A 17879-nucleotide genomic window follows, 5' to 3' on the forward strand; every position below is an offset into this window, starting at 1 on the left:
GTTATTTTAGCTAGTAAGACCATATTTTCTTGCATAATACAAATAAGAAAAAGGCGAGTTCCTTATCGCTGCCCTACGTTGGTTTCTGTTTTCGATATGGGAATAGCCAATTTGTAGAGTTGCAACAGTAGCTAATCCAAATCCAGTAACATCAAATGGTAGCATTAACAACCCGGCTTTGCTTAAACCTCCTGCTGCTGCTAAAAGAGTCGTTGGTGATCTTATATTTATCAGTGATGTTAAGGACTTACCAACATGACTAATATTTGAATCCGCTAAAACATCGGATATATCTCTAACTCCCAAAGAAATTGTGTCTTGGAAGTTGAATGATATTTCCTTCAGTTCAGATAACGAAGTCGAACTTGAAATTTTACTATTAAATTCTGATAATAATAATCTGAAACTTTTCAAATTGTCTATTCGTCTACGCTTAAAATCAATAATTTTCTCTAAAGGTACATTTTCGGCGGGGGTGGGAAGTATATTATTGAGTGCTACTCTTATAGCCGGGAATCCTTCTTTTTTAGCCACTCGTCTAAAATTTAGAGTTTCATATGCATTGGCATCTGTCCCTATTGTCATCTGCTCGGGATTAATATCAGCAAGGTACTTCGCCAGCAAAGACATATATATTAATCCCGTGTTGTTTTCAAAACTCAGCCATTCGGGGTCTTCTTGTCTATTTGCTAATCCTCGCTCTGCAAGGAAATCATAAATTTGATATGTCGTTTTACTAGCATGTATTCTTGATTGTTCACCAATTCTTAACTTATCCTGATGAATGTTGTACGTCACGGGTTTGCTTAGCCTATTTACTACCCGTAAAAATCTTTCGTTTAGAATAATTTCTTTAAATTCATCAACGAAATCATTTAAAAATTCATAAGAGTTAGGACTGGATAACAAGGATTCCGGATCTATTGATCGATATTGGCCCTCGTCAATTAAATAACGTATGTCTGTCGATAGGAATTCATCTTCTCGACCTGAAAAAGTTCTCGGGACGATTGAGCAGACTTCATCCCAGTACATCAAGGCATTTCTAAGCCAAGTTGAGCTGGGGATATTTATTTTTGGGTAATATAGAATTGACCTCTTCATCTGATAGTTCTCAATTTCATATAAGAATTAAATAAACACCCAATCACTCCTATGCCATTCAGGATTTCTCATTTAGGTTGCAGAATTTAGGTTAATGATTGGTTGGGGCTTTATCACCCCTTAATATTTCGTTTAAATTGCTCATACGTTATCATCGTACTTTTAGACCAGTTACTCTCGTATAAAAGTTCCCGGATATCAACCCTTAATAGCTCGGCTATCTTGTTTAGGTCACCCAAAGTCGGTTGCCTTCTATTATTGCGCCATTTTGAAACAGTGCCTTCTGATTTTTTCACATAATTTGCAATCACTCTATTAGTGATTTTCCTTTCTTCGAAAACTTCGTCAAGACGATTAATAATAGCCATCAATAAAATTCTTTTCAATAAAGTTTGTCGTTTAACGACCAACTTGTTATATTTGTATCAAATAGCGACAACAATGTGATGTGTCGTTGATGCATCGCTGTACGATGTCACTCGTTCGAAATCCGCCAGATTTTACCCACGAGTTGACGATGGAGTCGCCCTGTTAGCTGGATTTTATACCTTTGTATATATATCCAGTAGGGCGTCTTCCTATCAGACTTTTGTGGGTAACTCTCAACTTCGTGTAAGTTCGGGAGGGGGCTTCTGGCGGAGCCACGAGCGAAAGCATGGAGGGCGCCCTACTGGTTTTAACCAGTTGGCCACTTCCTTTGCTTTCGGAGTTGACATCGTTTCATAACCAAAACAGATTATGAAAACGAACCAAAAACCGCCAAGCCATCCATTCCGCAAACTAACTGTGGGAGGTGTTGCTTTATGCAATACCCGGATAGCGCCCCAACCATTACCTAACCTAACAAAGAACGTTAAGCGAAATCCGGAATAACTGAAAAACACAGCCTGGGGAGGGTAGGAGCCTGTAAAAAATAATGGCCTGCCTAGTATGGTGCCTGTCATATCGGCACCGATTCCCGGATGTAGCCGACCCCATGCCAAAAAAAGAAACAACGCGTTTGCTTATATTGGAACAGGTTCAGTTTAATAGGTTTCGCAAATTCTTTTAAAAGTAGAACCTAAATCCCATAAATCCAAATTTGGGTTAAAATAGCAACTGGTTTCTTAGGCATGGTGGTTTGGTTAATGTCAATTAATCCATGCGCCAATGAACAGAATATTCGCACACAGTACCGGTATAACAGCCACTCCAATAAACAAAAATAGGAGGGGAGTACGCACTTGTTTTGCCCTGGCTGGCGGTGTCGGATTGATTACAAGCGCTTGGGAAGTAAGTATCGCAAACCGATATAAGAACGTGAAAAGGAACCCGGAATGACCCGTGCGGCGAAAGCCGATACTGACCAAGCTAACCACTTAATTCCTTATACCTAAATACAACCAAATGAGTCAAAATTTACTTGAAGGGGAGGGGTGTGCCTTTTCCGAAAATATAAAATCGCACACAAAAAAACATAATGCGAGGATTTACATGAAGTCTTCGGCCAATATTCGGGTAATGTTGCAGGCGGCTTCGACATTTGTTCGGGATTCCTTCGGGACTGCTTCGGGGATTCCTCGAAGCTCTTCGGAACGCAACGGATTGCACTGCGAGCAGCCCCGAAGCGCTGTCGAAGCGGAGTCGAAGCCGACTCGAACAAAGGTCGAACAAGTCTCGAAGAGCAGTCGAAGCGCACTCGAACAACCCTCGAAGCACGCTCGAAGGGTAGTCGAAGAATATTTGAATACGGAATTAGTAGTTCACTCGCCCAGGTTTATTTCCAAGGGCGCTCGTGGAACCTGTGTAACCTTACATGGGCTACACAGGTTTCATGTGTGCAGCCATTTGCGCAGGCCCCTGACCAACCCCACATGGGGCCTCGCATTTGGTGTTTTGCTTGTGCTACTGTTTGCTATAAGCAAACCGTCATTTGCCCAGCAAATGCCGGCACCGATTGCGATCGGCGAATATGCGCCCGATTTCCATGCAGATCAGTTGCTTAATAATCCTAATGGCGCGTTGAAACTCTCCGATTATACAGGCAAGTTAATAATCCTGGATTTCTGGGCGACCTGGTGCCAGCCATGTATTGCCAAAATTCCGGAAATGGAGCGGCTGCAGCGGGAATTTGATGGGCGGCTGCAGTTTATCAGCGTAACAAGCCAAAGCCGAACTGAAATCCAACAGTTTCTGGACCGCAGGGAAAAAGGCCAGCGCACACCATCAAACATCCCATATATTGTGGAAGACAACCAGCTGAAAAATGCGTTTCCGCATGGTTCCATCCCGCACTATGTATGGCTAGCCGGAAACGGCAAGGTGCTGGCCATTACTGGATCAGAAGAGGTTAACGAGGCCAACATCCGGCAGATGCTGATCGAACCGGTTGCGTTGAAACAGAAAACGGAGTTGATTCGCCAATATGACCGACGCGAGCCGCTGCTGTTTGATATGGAAACGATAGCGGAAACCAATTTATTCTTTAACCGCGCACTGGTGGGCTATATTCCCGGTATTGGCGGAGGCATGGTGCAAACGATAACCAGCGACAGCACCAGTGAGTTCATTAAAGGACAGGGTAATTACCGACGCATTACCGTGCGGAATCAAAGCGTGGCGGGGCTATACCAGGTTGCCTTTAAGGATGGGAAGCGAAATTTTCGTTGGGAGAATACCATACTCAAGGTGCAGGAACCCGGTAAACTCTCTTCGGAAAAACACGGTGCTCCATATACGGAATGGCTGGCCGATGGTAATGGGTTCTGCTATGAACTGATTGTACCAAAGAACCAGGCACACCGCGCCTGGGATTTGATGAAGGAAGACCTCCGGCGCTGGTTTCCGCAATACACTGCGACAGTGGAAAAACGTGCAACACCCAGCATCTGCCTGGTGCGTACCACGGAACCCGACCTCCTTAAATCAAAGGGCGGCGAGCCAATGGTTAACATGGGGCCATTCGGTGGCGAACTGCGCAACGTAAACCTCGGATATCTCGTGCTTGAACTGTATATCAAGGGGCTGAAAGTCCACAAAAAGCCGGTGATTAACCTGACGGGCTACCGCAATCCGGTGGACATGAAGATCAATGCAGACCTCTCCAGCCTGGAAAGTATCAATGGCGCGTTGGAGCCGTATGGACTGGCATTAGTAGAGCAGGATCACGAAGTGGAAAACCTGGTGATACGCGACAGCGAATAACCTTTCTCATAACCTAAAGACTAATTAAAAATGATGAAACCAATTGTTTTATTATTGGCGCTTTGCTTATCCCTGGGCGCGGCGGCACAGCAGGATATTGAAGGGAAAATCCTTTCCTCGGATTCGCGGGAACCATTAAGGGGTGTGAATATACATGCCATAGGCACGGATGCTGTTTGGCAAAGCGATAACAACGGTGCTTTTTCGCTGCGGAACATAAAGCCGGATAGCCGGCTGGAATTTACGTATGTAGGTTACCGCACGCTGCAACTTACTGCGGGTGCGCTCATCGACAATCCAATTGTATTACTTTATGTCGAGGAGAGCCAACTGGAGGAAGTGCAGATTTCCACAGGCTACCAGCGGATTTCAAAAGAGCGGACTACCGGATCATACATCACGGTAGATAATAAACTCCTGAACCGGACGGTGAATACAGACATTATCAGCAAGCTGGATGGCGTTGTGCCGGGGATGCTGTTTAACCGGAACAGCAACTTTAAGATCAACATCCGCGGGCAGAGCACGCTATTCTCCAACATGGAGCCGCTGATTGTGCTGGATAATTTTCCATTCGAAAGGGATATCCTGGATATCAATCCCAATGACATTGAAAGCGTGACCGTGCTGAAAGATGCTGCTGCGGCAAGTATCTGGGGTGCCCGGGCGGCCAATGGCGTGATTGTATTGACCAGCAAGAAAGGCCGGCGCAACCAACCCTTGCAGATCGATTTCCGCAGTAACATCAGCATCGTGGAAAAGCCGGATATATACTATCAGCCCCGTATGTCGAGCGCGGATTTTATTGATATCGAGGAAATGCTTTTTGAACGGGGGGTATATGCATCCGCAGAAAACTCCATTTTGAAAACGCCGTATACACCGGTGGTGCAGTTGCTGATTGCGAAACGGGACGGGACAATGGATGCCGCATCGGTGGATGCGCAGCTGGCCCGCCTGAAACAGGCTGATATCCGTGACGACCTGAGCCGGTATGTTTACCGGAAAGAGATTAAACAGCAATACGCGCTTAACCTGAGCGGCGGAAGTAACATCAACCACTTTTATGTGTCGTTGGGTTATGACCAGAACCGCGACGAACTGGTGCGCAACGGCATGAAGCGGTTTTCATTGATGGCAAAGAATACGTTGTCATTGTGGAAGGACCGGCTGGAGGTGTATACCGGCCTTGAGCTGAGCAACCGGATCGCGGCAAACCCGAATTCGGGAGCGGTGGGATTGGGAATGGGTGGGCAAAGCCGCTTATACCCCTATGCCAGCCTCATGGATGAATCGGGCAACTACGCCCGGACGGTGCGGAACTATGCACTGCCATTTATCGATGCTGCCTATGAACAGGGATTGCTCGACTGGAGTTACCGCCCGCTGGAGGGGGTATACCTGAACGACCAATCGACCAAATACGCACAGTACCGTGTTAATACGGGTGTACAGGCGAAGATTTTGCCCGGGCTGGATGCGGGGTTGCTGTTCCAGTACATCAACGGCGCCAGCGATTACCGCAGGTACCGTTCGGTGGATACCTGGTACGCACGTGACATGATCAATAATTTAACAACGGTAAATGAAGACGGTTCGTTGACCCGGCCGATACCGTTGGGTGGTATTCTGGATAACAGCTATGGGCGGTCTGCGAGCTACAATTTCCGCGGGCAGCTGAACTTTGCCCGGGACGTCGCCGAGGGGCAGCACCTCACGGCAATGCTCGGCTATGAAGTGCGGGATAATCGGTATACGAGTAACTCCAGCCGGATGTATGGCTATAATGACAACCTGGCCATTGGCACCAATGTGGATTTTGTGAACCGCTTTCCGCGGTATGTATACCCCGCATCGACTGCCGCCATTGCAAATAATCAGGAGGTTAGTGAACTCATTGACCGCTACCGATCGGTATACGGGAATGTTTCCTATACGCTCCGCGGGCGCTACGTATTGTATGGCAGCGCCCGTTTGGATCAATCGAACCTGTTCGGGGTACGTACCAATCAGAAGGGGGTACCGCTGTGGTCGGCGGGTGCGGCGTATACCCTGTCATCGGAAGATTTTTACGGTATAGATTGGCTACCGTACCTGAAACTGCGGGCTTCCTACGGCTATAACGGCAACGCCAATAAATCGGTTACAGCGTATACCACCGTGCGCTATGACGACGGCCGCTTTACCCGGTCGCGGTTACCTTATGCGCGCATTACCAACCCTCCGAACCCGGAACTGCGGTGGGAAAAGGTAAAGGTGGTGAACCTGGGGGTGGATTTTGCGTTGCGTAAGAATATGATCAGCGGAACGGTGGAATACTACCGGAAGAAGGGCCTCGACCTGATCGGCGAAACACCGTATGCTCCCTCTAGCGGTGTGCAGGAGTTTACCAGGAATTATGCGCATACAAAAGGGCAGGGGATAGATGTGCAATTGCATAGCCAAAATACCCGTGGCCGGTTCGTATGGACGTCAGATGCGGTATTTTCCTGGGTGCAGGATGAGGTAACGCATTACCTGGCGGATCTATCGTCGGCATCAAGTTATGTTAACGCGGCACATCAGAATCCGGTAGTAGGCCGTCCGCAATTTTCGATATACAGTTTTGACTATGTCGGACTCGATGGACAGACGGGAAATCCGGTGGGTTACCTAAATGGTGAGCCGAGTGAGGATTACCTCGCTATCCTGTCAGGCAGTTCGCTGGATGACCTGGTATTCCACGGAAGTGCCCGCCCCACATTTTTCGGCGGGCTGCGCAACACTTTTCAATGGAACCGGTTTTCGCTTTCGGCCAACGTGGTGTTCCGGGCAGGTTATTATTTCCGCCGGAGTACGGTAAACTTTGCTACGGTATGGCGCGGAACGGAACAGCATGGCGATTACGCGCTGCGCTGGCAGCAACCGGGCGATGAACGGCACACCGTGGTGCCGTCTATGCCGGAAACGGCCAACCCGGCCCGCGATCTTTTCTATGCCAATACAGGGGCTTTTGTGGAGCGGGGCGATCATATCCGGCTACAGGATGTAAACCTTACCTACAGCCTGCCGGAACGGCTGGCGCAGGTGGCTCATGTGAAGGCGTTGGATGTGTACCTGTTTATGGAAAATCTGGGTGTCCTGTGGAAAGCGACGGACCTGGGTTTAGATCCGGACCATGCTTATGCGGATTACGTACCACCGCGCTCCATTGCACTGGGTATTAATGTGAAATTTTAAACCTTACAAATGAGATCAGTCATGAAAAATATACTTTTTGGTGTTTGCTGCCTATTCCTGTCATGCAGCGAAGGTTTTTTAGACGCCAAGCCTGATAAGGCGCTTGTAGTACCGGCCACGTTACAGGATTACCGGGCGTTGCTGGATGATTCGGAACAGCAGATCAGCCAAACTCCGGGGCTTACCGAATTATCGACGGATGACTTATATTGCATAGATGGTTTTTGGGATACGGGAAACCTTACCCGGGGCAATGCGTATGTGTGGAAGGCGGATATTTATGCGGGAGAGGATGCTTTTATGGGCGGGGACTGGACCAAGATGTATGCGCAGGTATTGCGGATGAACGTGGTGTTAGAAGGGCTTAATGATATCGAACGGAACGACCGGAATGGTGCGCTTTACGACGAGCTGAAGGGCGAGTCATTGTTCTTCCGGGCATGGCATTTTTTTGCATTGCTGCAAAGCTTTTCCCTGCCGTATGATCCGGCCACGGCAAACCAGGATTTGGGAATTATATTAAAGCTGAGCGCGGACATTAACGAAAAGACCAACCGTGCGGATGTGGAAACCTCTTACCAGCGGGTGCTGGCCGATTTAACGGCTGCGGTGGAACTATTGCCACAGCAGACGGCTTATGTATCGCGGCCGAATTTAGCAGCTGCCTATGCGCTGCTGGCAAGGGTATACCTGAGCCGGTTCGACTATGAAAATGCTGGTAAATTCGCCAACTTAGCTTTGGAACAACAGGATGATCTGATGGATTTTAATATGCTTGACTTAAATGGAAGGTTTCCAGATCCGTTTACGGATGATAACCCGGAAATGATGCTCTATTCGATGCCGATTTTGTTTTCGTCAGCCTTTTTCCGGGAGGGGTATGTGGCCGATGAGCTTTATGCCGATTACCGGGAAAGTGACCTCAGAAAACCGATGTTTTTCAGCGAAGATGGGGAAGGCCATGCAAGGATTAAGGCGACTTATTATGCCAGTGATGTATTTCCGATGACGGGTTTAACAACTCCGGAACTTTACCTGATCAAAGCGGAATGCCTCGTCCGGGAGGGGCAGACCGATGCGGGGTTGAATGTGTTGGACGACTTGTTGCGAACGCGTTGGGATACGGAGGCAGACTATTCACCCACAACGGCGTCAGATGATGAGGAAGCCCTGCGCATCGTTTTGACGGAGCGACGGAAGGAACTGGTGTTTAAAGGGCTGCGTTGGTATGATCTGCGGCGCTTGAATAAAGATCCCAGATTTGCGAAAACGTTGACCCGGACATACAATGGGGAAACCTATACACTGGCGCCAGACAGCAAGCGATACGCATTCCCTATCCCCAACACGGAATGGATGGCTAACCCAGGGATACAGCAAAACGAAAGGTAGGGTGAGACAAAAAATACGTCGGATGCTCCTTATAGGAACACCCGACGTACTCATTTTTATTACCCCCTCGCAGGTCTACGGAATATCCACGAAGCCGGTTTCTTCGCTTTCACCAAGATAACCCAGATCAGCGTCGGTACCGGTGATTGGCTGCGTGTTCTCTTCGTAGATTACCTTGCACGCCTCCTGTGCAGGTTCACAGGGTGCATTTTCAAGGCCAAGCTCCGTGAGATTCCGCCATTGACCCTCGGCATTCCGCGCCCACATATTTTCGTTGGCACCTGCTTTCGTTGTCTCAGGCGTAAAGGCGTAGGCTGCTGCAGCCGTAGCCAGCATGGCCACAAGGGCCAATGCATTGAATTTATTGCTTTTCATTTAATTAAAAGTTTAAGTTTATTATTGTTATGCATTAATAATAAACAGATTAAATGTCGTTGATTTCCGGAAGCCTCCAATCCAACGACGGGTGTATTTCTATAGCGAATGTAATCTGCAGGTGAGGCTTCGAACCCTGCTGTTCAGTCAACATGTTCCTGTCATACGGCCTCCTTTCCTTGCTGGTTAGTGGTATGATATGGAAAATCTTGGTGTTGCAGGTAGAGGCCTGCCGCCGCGATGGCGGTATAGCAGAGGTTGAAAACGAGGTGAACGGAATAGCTCATCCCCGTTAGGATTCCGCCGCAGCTACAGGGTATACGGCCGAAAATGCCAGTCATAACCAGGCCAACATAACCCGAAAAGGCAACTAGTAGCAAGAGGGAACCGAAGAGTGCCTTTGGCCGGGTACCCTGGAATAAGAGCAGTATAGCCAGCAATAGTTCCGCAAGCGGCACAAGCCATACCAGCATCTCGGCTATCCACGGTGGAAAGATCTGATTAAGCATTTGAAGGCGGCTTCTTTCCATATTGGATAATTTCGTGACCGATGCATAACTCCATAAAATGACGAGCATTGCATAGATTAGCTCCAGTATTTGGTTTTTATATTTCATGGCATGTTTGATAATCAGGTTCGCTTGAAACAAAGTTCGGGGGCATGTTTTGAACATACCTGTATCACCTGATACAAATACCCGGCGGTGGCTATAGCTCGCGAAGGTAACGGGCAATGGATGGGCGCGACAGGTTGAGAAAATCGGCCTGTTCCTGCTGGCTGGTGATGCGCCACAATGCAGGCATGGATTGTTGAAATTGGAGGTAACGTTTGTGGGTGTCGGCAATCTGCAGCAGTTTATTTTGTGCCCGTAGCTCCTTGATCTGCTTTTCCCGCAGTACATGTACTAACTCATTTCCGGCGGCGTCAATCTCCCGGTATCGCTTCAGTGCCAGGGAAGGTATGCGCAGTATTTGGCTCCTTCGCAATGCCTTAAGCCCGTAGTCGAGCTGTTTGCTGGTATATAGGTTGCAGCTGGTGAGAAGGCTATGGCCCGCAGGAATCAAGCAGGGGATGCGCCGGTGGCCGTCAGCATCCCACCATATACCGGCTAGTAAACCATCGTTGATAAAGTAAAGGTAGTCCGGCCGATCGCCGGGTTGAAAGAGCTGTGATCCCTGTTTCACCGAAGATCGGATTTCCACGCATCCGGCCAGCCATTCCCATTGTGGGGCACCCAGCCGGGGATAATGGCGTTTCCAGTACGCCCAAAAGGGAGCAATCGCAGGGTGGCCGATATGCAGGGGTTTAGACATGGCACGTGGAATGGGCTGCTCCAAATTTATCCCCGCTGTATGATTACAACGAATTGTGGGACAGAAACTCGGGCTGGTGTGACGAAAGGGTTTATTGACGTGATGAAACCGATTCGTCACACGGTTGGCAGGTTTTGTCACGCCAGTTAGTGCTTATATCCCAACATAGCGCACAGTTGGATGATTTGCCTGATGTTAGCCATCGATATCACAACCCCCGCCGGCGGGGTCAGGGAAATGCCCGTCCCTGCGATGTTCGGGCAACCAATACATTCAAACACATACGACCATGAAAATGAACCAAAAGACGGAAGTGATGGGAACGGGTGGCATGGGCTGACAACGGCCGATCCCGGTAACCCCAAGGGAACGGGTAAGGGCAGGTGACACAACGCCAACATATCCGGTACCCAAGTGCCACTTTTTTCCATTTTAACAGGGGACCGGCGGCCCCGTTTGGGGTCGCCGGTTTACCGATATTGAGGGTAATTAAAGCTAAATAGATGGATAAAATAACTTACAATAACGAACTTAATAACAGTGTGCAACGGTGGCGTGAACGAGATCTGTTGGCCGATGAGGCGGTGCACCGTAGTTTTTCGGTGTGCTGCGCCAACCTGATGCATTTCAGGCGCGGTACGCAAGTGGCGGATATGGCTAATATCTTCCGGGGCATCGCCACCCGTCAGCGGCTGGCGGCAATGGATGTGCAATGCCCGGAACTGGCCGATGCGGTAAAGATAACCGGCTGGGAGGATTCCCGGTTAAACCGGCTGCGGCAGCGGCCGGGCATCATCTGTACTTACCATACGGGCGCTTACCGGCTGCTGTGCCGCCTGCTCGCCGAAGCGGGGATTTCGGCGGCGCTGCTGCTGAGCAGCGATGTGCTGGAAACGCAGGGTGCCGCTTTTCAGGCTATTTACCAACGGGCGGCGCTGTGGCACCCGCAGGCAGAACTGCTGCTGCTTAATGCGGGAAAGCCAACTTCGCTGCTGGCCATGGCCCGCGCGGCAGGGCGGGGCATGCAGGTGCTGGTGTACATCGATGGCAACACGGGTGCGGAGGGGCGCATGGATAACCGGACCACCATCCGCTTTATGGATGCCGCCATGCAGGTGCGTCGCGGGGTGGCGTTGTTTGCCCTCCGGTCGGGCCTGCCGGTTTACACGGTGTACAGTACCCGGCCGGGATGGCGCCATATCCACTGGGAATGGACGGAAGAGGCGACCGGACCGGAAGCTGGGATGGATAGCCACGGCTATACCGAACACCTGTTTGCACCGCTCGGCCGGCTGCTTGAGGGACGGCCGGACGAATGGGAGGGATGGCTTTACGCGCATACCCCGGTGGGTAACGGGCGGGAGCCGGCCGTACCGCACGAATGCACGGCGGATGGCCTATCCGAGGGCCTGTTTCCCTTTGTGGTGGACAGCCGCATGTACGCCGTATCCGGGCATACGCTACGGGTGACCGAGGTGGGCCCGGGAGTGTACGAAGCGCTGTTGCGGAGGCAGCGGCAAACCCTGGAATTTGGCGAACTGGATGAAAAGGCCTATATTTAACGTTCCTTTTCAATCCGGATACCGATTGTTGCCTAAATAAACCGATCATGAAACCTAACCGTTTCAGCATAGTATTCCATGTAGTTGGCTGGTTGATATATGTATTGTTAACCTGGCTGAGCAACGCGCACGTTGGGCTTTGGTTTGTCCTTAAAGTGATTGTAGGGATCGCCCCGCTATTCTACTGCGTGTACTACATCGTTGCGGTATATGTGCCGGTCTGCGGCTGGCCGCGGGGAGGGGCGCTGCTGGTGTTGCTGTTCCCGGGCGTATTAGGGTATACTTACGGCTGGGTGTATGGGATACTGCCTTATTGGGGTGCACGGCTGCAACGGCCCGAAGCAACCTTTTCCCTGGTAGAGTTTGTAGCGATGGTGGGGTTATTTTACCTGCGCCTGGTGGTCTATGCGATCCTGTTAAACGCGGTGCGCCGCGGCGGGATACTGCTTGCTAAACGGATAAAGGCCGAGAAAGAACGGAACCGGATACGGGATTCGCTGCTGCGGTTTCAGATCAGCCCGCATTTCCAGCAAAACGCGCTTAACGTGATTGCGGCAAACGCCGCAACGAACCGCGATCATACAACCGGGGAAATGGTGACGATCATGGCCAGCCTGCAGCGTTACTGCATGGAAGCGACGACCGGCCGCCTGGCGCTGGTGGCGGTGAGCCGGGAGGCCGCGAAACTCCGTGAATTTGTTAAACTGGTATGCTTGCGGTACGGTGGCCAGCCGGTGATGCAGCTGACCGTCAGCGGAGCGCCTGCTGCGGAATCAATTCCGCCGCTGACGCTGCTTACGGGTGCCGATAACATGGTAAGGCATGGAGTGCTCACCGCAACGCATCCGGGAAGGATGCAGCTTGTATTCGGACCGGACGGCTATACGTTCCGCTGCCGCAACCGGATTGCCGCGAAGGGGGAAGACGCAGTTGCCGGAACCGGTGGCCAGGGGTTGGCCAACATACGGGAACGGCTGGAACTGCTCCTGCCGGGGCAATACATGCTGGAAACACGGAAAGAAGGGGAGGAATTTATCAGTGAACTGACGATAACGCACACGCCGCATGAAAGCAAACACGATTACCTGCGCGGTCGTAGACGATGATCCGAAAGCGATACAGCTGCTGGAACTGATGATTGAAACGGAACCCAGGCTGAAGCTCGTTTTTACGGAAACGGATTCGATGCGTGCCATGAAATACCTGCGCGAACATCCGGTTGGGCTGTTGTTCCTGGATGGCCGCATGCCCGGCATAGACGGCATCGGCCTGGCCAGGGTGCTCATACCGCCGCCGAAAATCATCCTCGTAACGGGGCACGATGAGCTGGCCATGCAGGCGTATGAAGTGGGGATAGCCGACTGTATTCCCAAGCCGGTGGATATCCAGCGCTTTACACTCGCGGTGCATCGCGCGGTAGGCGACCATTGGGCGCCGCCGCCGCTTCCGGTGGCACTGCCGGAATACATGCTGATAAAACCAATAGGCGAACGGATAAATACCAAAGTGTATTTCGACGATATTGTATACATCGAAGCCAACGGCAACAACCTGAAAATAAAACTGCCGGCCGATGAGGTAACCGTGCGGCACACGCTGAAGGAAATGGAGGAGAAGCTGCCGGCCGACCGCTTTATGCAGGTGCACCGGAGCTTTATTGTGCCGCTACGGCGGGTATTCCGGTTTGCGCCGAAGCACACGTGGCTGCGTGTGCAGGGGGCGGAGAAAAAGATCCCGATCGGGAACGATTACCTAAAGGCTTTTCTGGAGCGCATCGTGGAGCAATCGCCTTAATCGGCTATACGGCAAAACGAGAAACATCAACCAAATCAACCAACTATACCTGACAACGCATGGAACAACACCGACAACTGCTGGAAACGGCACGGAACATTGTGCACCTGCTGGAGGAGATTTCGACCCACACGGCCACGCTTGCCGAATCCGCACCCGCGGCTTACACGGCAGCAGAGCCGGAAAAACTGATGGACATGCAGGAAGTGATGGATTACCTGGGCATTGCCCGCAGCACCTACTTCCGCATGGTGAAGAGCGGCGAGCTGACGCCGCGCCGCAAGGGCCGCCGCCATTACTTTTACCGCCGTGACCTGCGTGCCGCCCTGGCCGAGAGTGTTAGGCGGGGTAGGGTGTAAGTTGGATAACTCACTGATAAACAATTTGGGGAAACAAAAATTGGCAAAAAGATTTTTATATATTGGACAAACCATCATTAATGGCAATGTAGCATTAAACAGAGAAGCTACGTCATACAAAGTAGCTGACAAATGATTTACCGTCGAATTTCTCACGAACCCTTGGAGAATTCTTTCCTTAATAATTAAAACCATAAAAATATGATCTCCAAAACAATTAGATATATAGTGATGCTGGTATTGCTGAGTTTCTTTTCTTGTAAAAAAGAAAATAGCGATTCCGATTTGGAATTTTCAAGGACCTGTGATTTTACGGGTTCCGATGTCGAGGCCGTCAACAGATTAAGCGGTTCGATCAGTTATACGAATAACATAATGGATATTCCCCCCTCGGAACTTCCGCCCAACGCCGACCATGTGTTTCTAATTCGGTCATCCGGTCGTTTACAGATGGTTGTCTGCAACATGCCTTCCGAGTTCGAAATGACGGAGGGAGAATCAAGAAATATAACATTCAGTGGCCGTGTTGTAGTGCTTTCTGACAGAATCGATGCAACGAGCACTTGGATCGAATTGAAATATTTGAAATTCGAATAGCATCTTGTTTTTTTAAATGAAACAACCATCATGAAAAAAAAGCATCTTAACTGACAGGAACCAATAAGGCGACGGGCGAAGGTGAGGAGCCGAAACGGTTGCATAACAAATCAATTGGTCCGTTGCCGCTCATCCTTTGAACCCGATTCAAATTTTTGAGTTGCTACTTTATTTGTATTAAACCGGTATGAAAAAGTCAATCGTCCAGCCGGGTATTGACAATGGTAAGGGCGTTCGTGTCCATCGTTAATTCTGATCGCTTAGTACCAGTTCCATTTGGATATTGGCGCGTTTGTAAGGCGTGGGATGCCCCGCTATTTTCTGGAACCCCATTTTGTAATACAGGCTGATGGCGGGTTTCAGGATGGTGTTGCTCTCCAGGTAGATGGCCGAGGCCCCGAGTTCCGTTGCGGCTTGGATGATGGCCTGCCCCAGCAGCCAGCCGATGTGCTTTCCCTGCGCCTTGGGCGAAACGGCCATTTTGGCCATCTCGTAATCGTAACGGGGGTCGTCCATTTTGATCAGGGCGCATACGCCTACCGGTTCGCCGTGGTACAGCGCCACGAATATGTTGCCGCCCCGGTTCAGGATGTACCCTTCGGGATCATCCAGTGCCTTGTAGTCGGCTTCCTCCATTTCAAAGTAGGTGGAGATCCAGGCCTCGTTCAGCGACTTGAAAGCGGACTGGTATTGCGGCTCGTAGGGTACGATGCGGACATCCAGGCTTTCGCGGCGTTTCTTCTGCTCCTGTACCCGTTTGAGCAGTGACTTTTGCTCCAGCAGAAATTCCCACTCGGCAACGGCCTCCCAGAGGTTGTGGGTGGCTTCGGCCAGGATACCGTCCACCGCCACGTCGATATCGGCGCACTGGACCCTGATTTTTTCGATAAGCGCCGTGCCTTTCGGGGTCAGCGCCACTATGTTCTGCCGCCGGTCGCTGGATTTGAGGTTATTTTTTACCAGCCCGGCTTTGGCCATTTCCTTAATGATTTTGGTAACGGAGGGCTGGGAGTGCCCGATTTCGCCGGCAATTTCGGTAATGGTTTTCGCGCCGTCTTCCGCCAGTACAAAGAATGCCGGAAACCACTTGGGCGAAAAGCCCCCGGCATCGTACAATTCGTAAATCTGGCTGGCGTCGTCGGTCAGCTGGGCGGTGAGCAGCCGCATCCGGCTGCCGAGGGCTACTTTGCCTGTCCGGTCAAATATGGGAGCCATAGTATAACTAATTACATAACTAATTATGCAAATATAAATAAAAAGATTCCACTCCTGCAACTGCTTGGTTCCGTGCCATCCGGTGCCATGGGGTACGCTATCGTCCGGTTGGATGCCAAAAGTTGCCCCGGCGGGCCCGCTGTCGCTATGTTTGACGGCAAGATGCAATGAAAATACCGGTATCAAAACGCATCGGAACTGATGGTTTAACTTTTAAATTTTACAATTATGGCAACATTTCTGAAAGGGATCAACGGGGCGTATTCGGGTAAGGTAGGCAACGTGGTGGGCAGCCGCTGGCGCGAGGTGGACTACGTACGCAGCTTGCCGCGGCCCAGCAGCAAGCCGGCTACGGAGGCCCAGCTGAACCAGCGGGCACGCTTTGCGCTGGCCGTGGCGTTCCTGAGTCCGATCAAGGACCTGCTGAACCTGGGCTTTTCCGACAGCGAGCAGGCATCGGCCACCGGCTACAATGTGGCGCTGAGCCACCTGCTGCGCAACGGCATGACGGGCGATTACCCGGTAGTGGAGATCGACTACACCCGCGTGCGGATCAGCCGGGGGTCGTTGGGCGCGCCGGTTGGCCTTACCATTGCGGAAACACGGCCGGGCGAGGCTACGGTGAGCTGGCAGCCCATCATCAACACGTTCAATGCATTTGCGGATGACGCGGCAGTGGTGCTGGTGTACAACACGAGCAAGGCGTTCTTCAGCGTGTATGAAAATGCCGTGCGCGAGGATGGCATCTTGACGTTTACCCTGCCCGTCGGGTTCTCCGGCGATGTGCTGGAAACCTGGGTGTTTATGGGCCACCGCGATGGCCTGCGCACGTCTAATAGCGTGTATGCGGGCCAGCTGACGGTAACTGCCGCATAGCGGACCACGGTACCGGGGGACGCCCCGGTACCGTAAGTGTTGCCGGCACGGCGCGCCGTGCCGGTTCTTTTGCCCATTGGGGCACAATGATTCAATTAAAACCGATTAACCATGAAAACGAAATACGAATTCATTAACCGGGTGCAGGCACCCACACCGGGATTTTTTAAGACGATACGCCACATCGGTATCACATTGGGTGCCGTGGGCACGGCGCTGCTGACCGCACCGGTGGTATTACCGGCGGTGATTACGGCCGCGGCGGGTTACCTGGTGACAGCCGGACTGGTAGCCACGGCCATAGCCAGCGCGGCGGTAGCCGACAGCCGAGGCAACGGCGACAACGCCTCCGGCGGCACGCCGGATACGAGTGCGGGAAGCGGGGAGGGGGCCGCGCCGTGAGCTGCCGAATCGTCCGCGTGGCGCAGGGAAGGAACACGACGCTGAGCCACCTGTACATCAACGGGCTGTTCTGCTGCTACCTGCTGGAGGACCGCCTGCGGCCGGTGAAGGTGGCGGGCAGCACGGCTATTCCCGCCGGCCGGTACGGGCTGCGGCTCAATGCCTGGGCGGGCATGAACGTGCTTTACCGGGGGCGCTACCCGAAGCTGCACCGCGGCATGGTGGAGATCACCGGCATCCCCGGGTTCAGCGGGGTGTTCATCCACATCGGCAATTACCACACGGACACGCGGGGCTGCCCGCTGACCGGTTCGTATGCACAGCTGATCGACGGCGACTACCGGGTGGTGCATTCCGCCGCGGCGTATAAAAGGGCTTATGCGCGACTGGTTGAAGTCATTGATGCCGGAAACGCAGGGATAACGGTGGAAGATAGGCTTTAAAACACGCATGCAGGCCTTTCGGGGCCTGCATGTATGTGTTGATG

16 protein-coding genes are annotated in these 17879 nt (G+C 51.5%); 10 read left to right on the forward strand and 6 right to left on the reverse strand.

The genetic code is table 11. From position 1 onward, the window contains the following. Positions 1-6: 6 nt before the first annotated feature. Both NEV57_RS08475 and NEV57_RS08480 read right to left on the reverse strand, forming a co-directional pair. A complete protein-coding gene (locus tag NEV57_RS08475) occupies positions 7-1104 on the reverse strand; it encodes a DUF6236 family protein (protein WP_257657883.1) in 1098 nt (365 codons plus the stop codon). Between the two features lie 113 nt (positions 1105-1217). Further along, entirely contained in the window at positions 1218-1472 is a 255-nt protein-coding gene (locus NEV57_RS08480; protein WP_257658021.1) for a helix-turn-helix domain-containing protein, read from the reverse strand. A 1555-nt stretch (positions 1473-3027) separates the two neighbouring features. Between NEV57_RS08480 and NEV57_RS08485 the strand changes: the two genes are divergently transcribed. The 3 genes from NEV57_RS08485 to NEV57_RS08495 are packed head-to-tail and all read left to right on the forward strand — an operon-like array spanning position 3028 to position 8898. After that, entirely contained in the window at positions 3028-4287 is a 1260-nt protein-coding gene (locus NEV57_RS08485) for a TlpA family protein disulfide reductase (protein ID WP_257657884.1), read from the forward strand. A 30-nt stretch (positions 4288-4317) separates the two neighbouring features. Then, positions 4318-7506 (forward strand): SusC/RagA family TonB-linked outer membrane protein, encoded by a 3189-nt coding sequence (locus tag NEV57_RS08490; RefSeq protein ID WP_257657885.1) that lies wholly within the window; start codon positions 4318-4320, stop codon positions 7504-7506. A gap of 21 nt (positions 7507-7527) precedes the next feature. Continuing rightward, on the forward strand, positions 7528-8898 hold the full coding sequence (locus tag NEV57_RS08495) for a RagB/SusD family nutrient uptake outer membrane protein (protein WP_257657886.1): 1371 nt from the start codon (positions 7528-7530) through the stop codon (positions 8896-8898). A gap of 75 nt (positions 8899-8973) precedes the next feature. On the opposite strand, the gene NEV57_RS08500 is transcribed toward NEV57_RS08495, so the two are convergent. The 3 genes from NEV57_RS08500 to NEV57_RS08510 all read right to left on the reverse strand — a co-directional run bounded on the left by NEV57_RS08500 (position 8974) and on the right by NEV57_RS08510 (position 10587). Further along, positions 8974-9273 carry a DUF6520 family protein gene (locus NEV57_RS08500; protein WP_257657887.1) on the reverse strand — a complete coding sequence of 100 codons (300 nt, stop codon included), beginning with the start codon at positions 9271-9273 and terminating at the stop codon, positions 8974-8976. A gap of 161 nt (positions 9274-9434) precedes the next feature. Next, complete coding sequence (locus tag NEV57_RS08505) at positions 9435-9890, reverse strand: MauE/DoxX family redox-associated membrane protein (RefSeq protein WP_257657888.1); 456 nt, start codon at positions 9888-9890, stop codon at positions 9435-9437. A 91-nt stretch (positions 9891-9981) separates the two neighbouring features. After that, positions 9982-10587 (reverse strand): Crp/Fnr family transcriptional regulator, encoded by a 606-nt coding sequence (locus tag NEV57_RS08510; RefSeq protein WP_257657889.1) that lies wholly within the window; start codon positions 10585-10587, stop codon positions 9982-9984. Between the two features lie 503 nt (positions 10588-11090). On the opposite strand from NEV57_RS08510, the gene NEV57_RS08515 reads away from it, so the two are divergent. The 4 genes from NEV57_RS08515 to NEV57_RS08530 are packed head-to-tail and all read left to right on the forward strand — an operon-like array spanning position 11091 to position 14302. Then, the gene (locus NEV57_RS08515) at positions 11091-12149 is read left to right on the forward strand and encodes a hypothetical protein (protein WP_257657890.1); all 1059 of its coding nucleotides are present in this window, start codon (positions 11091-11093) and stop codon (positions 12147-12149) included. A gap of 47 nt (positions 12150-12196) precedes the next feature. Then, positions 12197-13255, forward strand: coding sequence for a sensor histidine kinase (locus NEV57_RS08520; protein WP_257657891.1), 1059 nt, complete (start codon positions 12197-12199; stop codon positions 13253-13255). Beyond that, on the forward strand, positions 13215-13943 hold the full coding sequence (locus tag NEV57_RS08525) for a LytR/AlgR family response regulator transcription factor (protein ID WP_257657892.1): 729 nt from the start codon (positions 13215-13217) through the stop codon (positions 13941-13943). The genes NEV57_RS08520 and NEV57_RS08525 overlap by 41 nt, the downstream gene beginning before the upstream one ends. A gap of 59 nt (positions 13944-14002) precedes the next feature. Continuing rightward, a complete protein-coding gene (locus tag NEV57_RS08530) occupies positions 14003-14302 on the forward strand; it encodes a helix-turn-helix domain-containing protein (RefSeq protein WP_257657893.1) in 300 nt (99 codons plus the stop codon). 843 nt (positions 14303-15145) lie between these two features. On the opposite strand, the gene NEV57_RS08535 is transcribed toward NEV57_RS08530, so the two are convergent. After that, positions 15146-16114, reverse strand: a complete 969-nt coding sequence (locus NEV57_RS08535) for a bifunctional helix-turn-helix transcriptional regulator/GNAT family N-acetyltransferase (protein ID WP_257657894.1) — start codon at positions 16112-16114, stop codon at positions 15146-15148. Positions 16115-16342: 228 nt separating this feature from the next. Here NEV57_RS08535 and NEV57_RS08540 point away from each other — a divergent pair, with 228 nt between their 5' ends. The 3 genes from NEV57_RS08540 to NEV57_RS08550 all read left to right on the forward strand — a co-directional run bounded on the left by NEV57_RS08540 (position 16343) and on the right by NEV57_RS08550 (position 17835). Continuing rightward, entirely contained in the window at positions 16343-16990 is a 648-nt protein-coding gene (locus NEV57_RS08540) for a DUF6266 family protein (RefSeq protein ID WP_257657895.1), read from the forward strand. Between the two features lie 111 nt (positions 16991-17101). Continuing rightward, positions 17102-17392, forward strand: coding sequence for a hypothetical protein (locus tag NEV57_RS08545; RefSeq protein ID WP_257657896.1), 291 nt, complete (start codon positions 17102-17104; stop codon positions 17390-17392). Beyond that, the gene (locus tag NEV57_RS08550; RefSeq protein WP_257657897.1) at positions 17389-17835 is read left to right on the forward strand and encodes a DUF5675 family protein; all 447 of its coding nucleotides are present in this window, start codon (positions 17389-17391) and stop codon (positions 17833-17835) included. The genes NEV57_RS08545 and NEV57_RS08550 overlap by 4 nt, the downstream gene beginning before the upstream one ends. The last annotated feature ends 44 nt before the right edge of the window (positions 17836-17879 follow it).

Origin of the sequence: Parapedobacter lycopersici (assembly GCF_024643285.1) — a bacterium.
Classification (GTDB): Bacteria; Bacteroidota; Bacteroidia; order Sphingobacteriales; family Sphingobacteriaceae; genus Parapedobacter; species Parapedobacter lycopersici.

Excerpts from the sequence above, each read along its gene's own strand:
- NEV57_RS08475 (WP_257657883.1), bottom strand. The coding sequence starts at position 1,104 with ATGAAGAGGTCAATTCTATATTACCCAAAAATAAATATCCCCAGCTCA.
- NEV57_RS08485 (WP_257657884.1), top strand. The coding sequence starts at position 3,028 with ATGCCGGCACCGATTGCGATCGGCGAATATGCGCCCGATTTCCATGCA.
- NEV57_RS08515 (WP_257657890.1), top strand. The coding sequence starts at position 11,091 with ATGGATAAAATAACTTACAATAACGAACTTAATAACAGTGTGCAACGG.
- NEV57_RS08520 (WP_257657891.1), top strand. The coding sequence starts at position 12,197 with ATGAAACCTAACCGTTTCAGCATAGTATTCCATGTAGTTGGCTGGTTG.
- NEV57_RS08480 (WP_257658021.1), bottom strand. The coding sequence starts at position 1,472 with ATGGCTATTATTAATCGTCTTGACGAAGTTTTCGAAGAAAGGAAAATC.
- NEV57_RS08510 (WP_257657889.1), bottom strand. The coding sequence starts at position 10,587 with ATGTCTAAACCCCTGCATATCGGCCACCCTGCGATTGCTCCCTTTTGG.
- NEV57_RS08535 (WP_257657894.1), bottom strand. The coding sequence starts at position 16,114 with ATGGCTCCCATATTTGACCGGACAGGCAAAGTAGCCCTCGGCAGCCGG.
- NEV57_RS08545 (WP_257657896.1), top strand. The coding sequence starts at position 17,102 with ATGAAAACGAAATACGAATTCATTAACCGGGTGCAGGCACCCACACCG.
- NEV57_RS08505 (WP_257657888.1), bottom strand. The coding sequence starts at position 9,890 with ATGAAATATAAAAACCAAATACTGGAGCTAATCTATGCAATGCTCGTC.
- NEV57_RS08490 (WP_257657885.1), top strand. The coding sequence starts at position 4,318 with ATGATGAAACCAATTGTTTTATTATTGGCGCTTTGCTTATCCCTGGGC.
- NEV57_RS08530 (WP_257657893.1), top strand. The coding sequence starts at position 14,003 with ATGGAACAACACCGACAACTGCTGGAAACGGCACGGAACATTGTGCAC.
- NEV57_RS08540 (WP_257657895.1), top strand. The coding sequence starts at position 16,343 with ATGGCAACATTTCTGAAAGGGATCAACGGGGCGTATTCGGGTAAGGTA.
- NEV57_RS08495 (WP_257657886.1), top strand. The coding sequence starts at position 7,528 with ATGAAAAATATACTTTTTGGTGTTTGCTGCCTATTCCTGTCATGCAGC.
- NEV57_RS08525 (WP_257657892.1), top strand. The coding sequence starts at position 13,215 with ATGAAAGCAAACACGATTACCTGCGCGGTCGTAGACGATGATCCGAAA.
- NEV57_RS08500 (WP_257657887.1), bottom strand. The coding sequence starts at position 9,273 with ATGAAAAGCAATAAATTCAATGCATTGGCCCTTGTGGCCATGCTGGCT.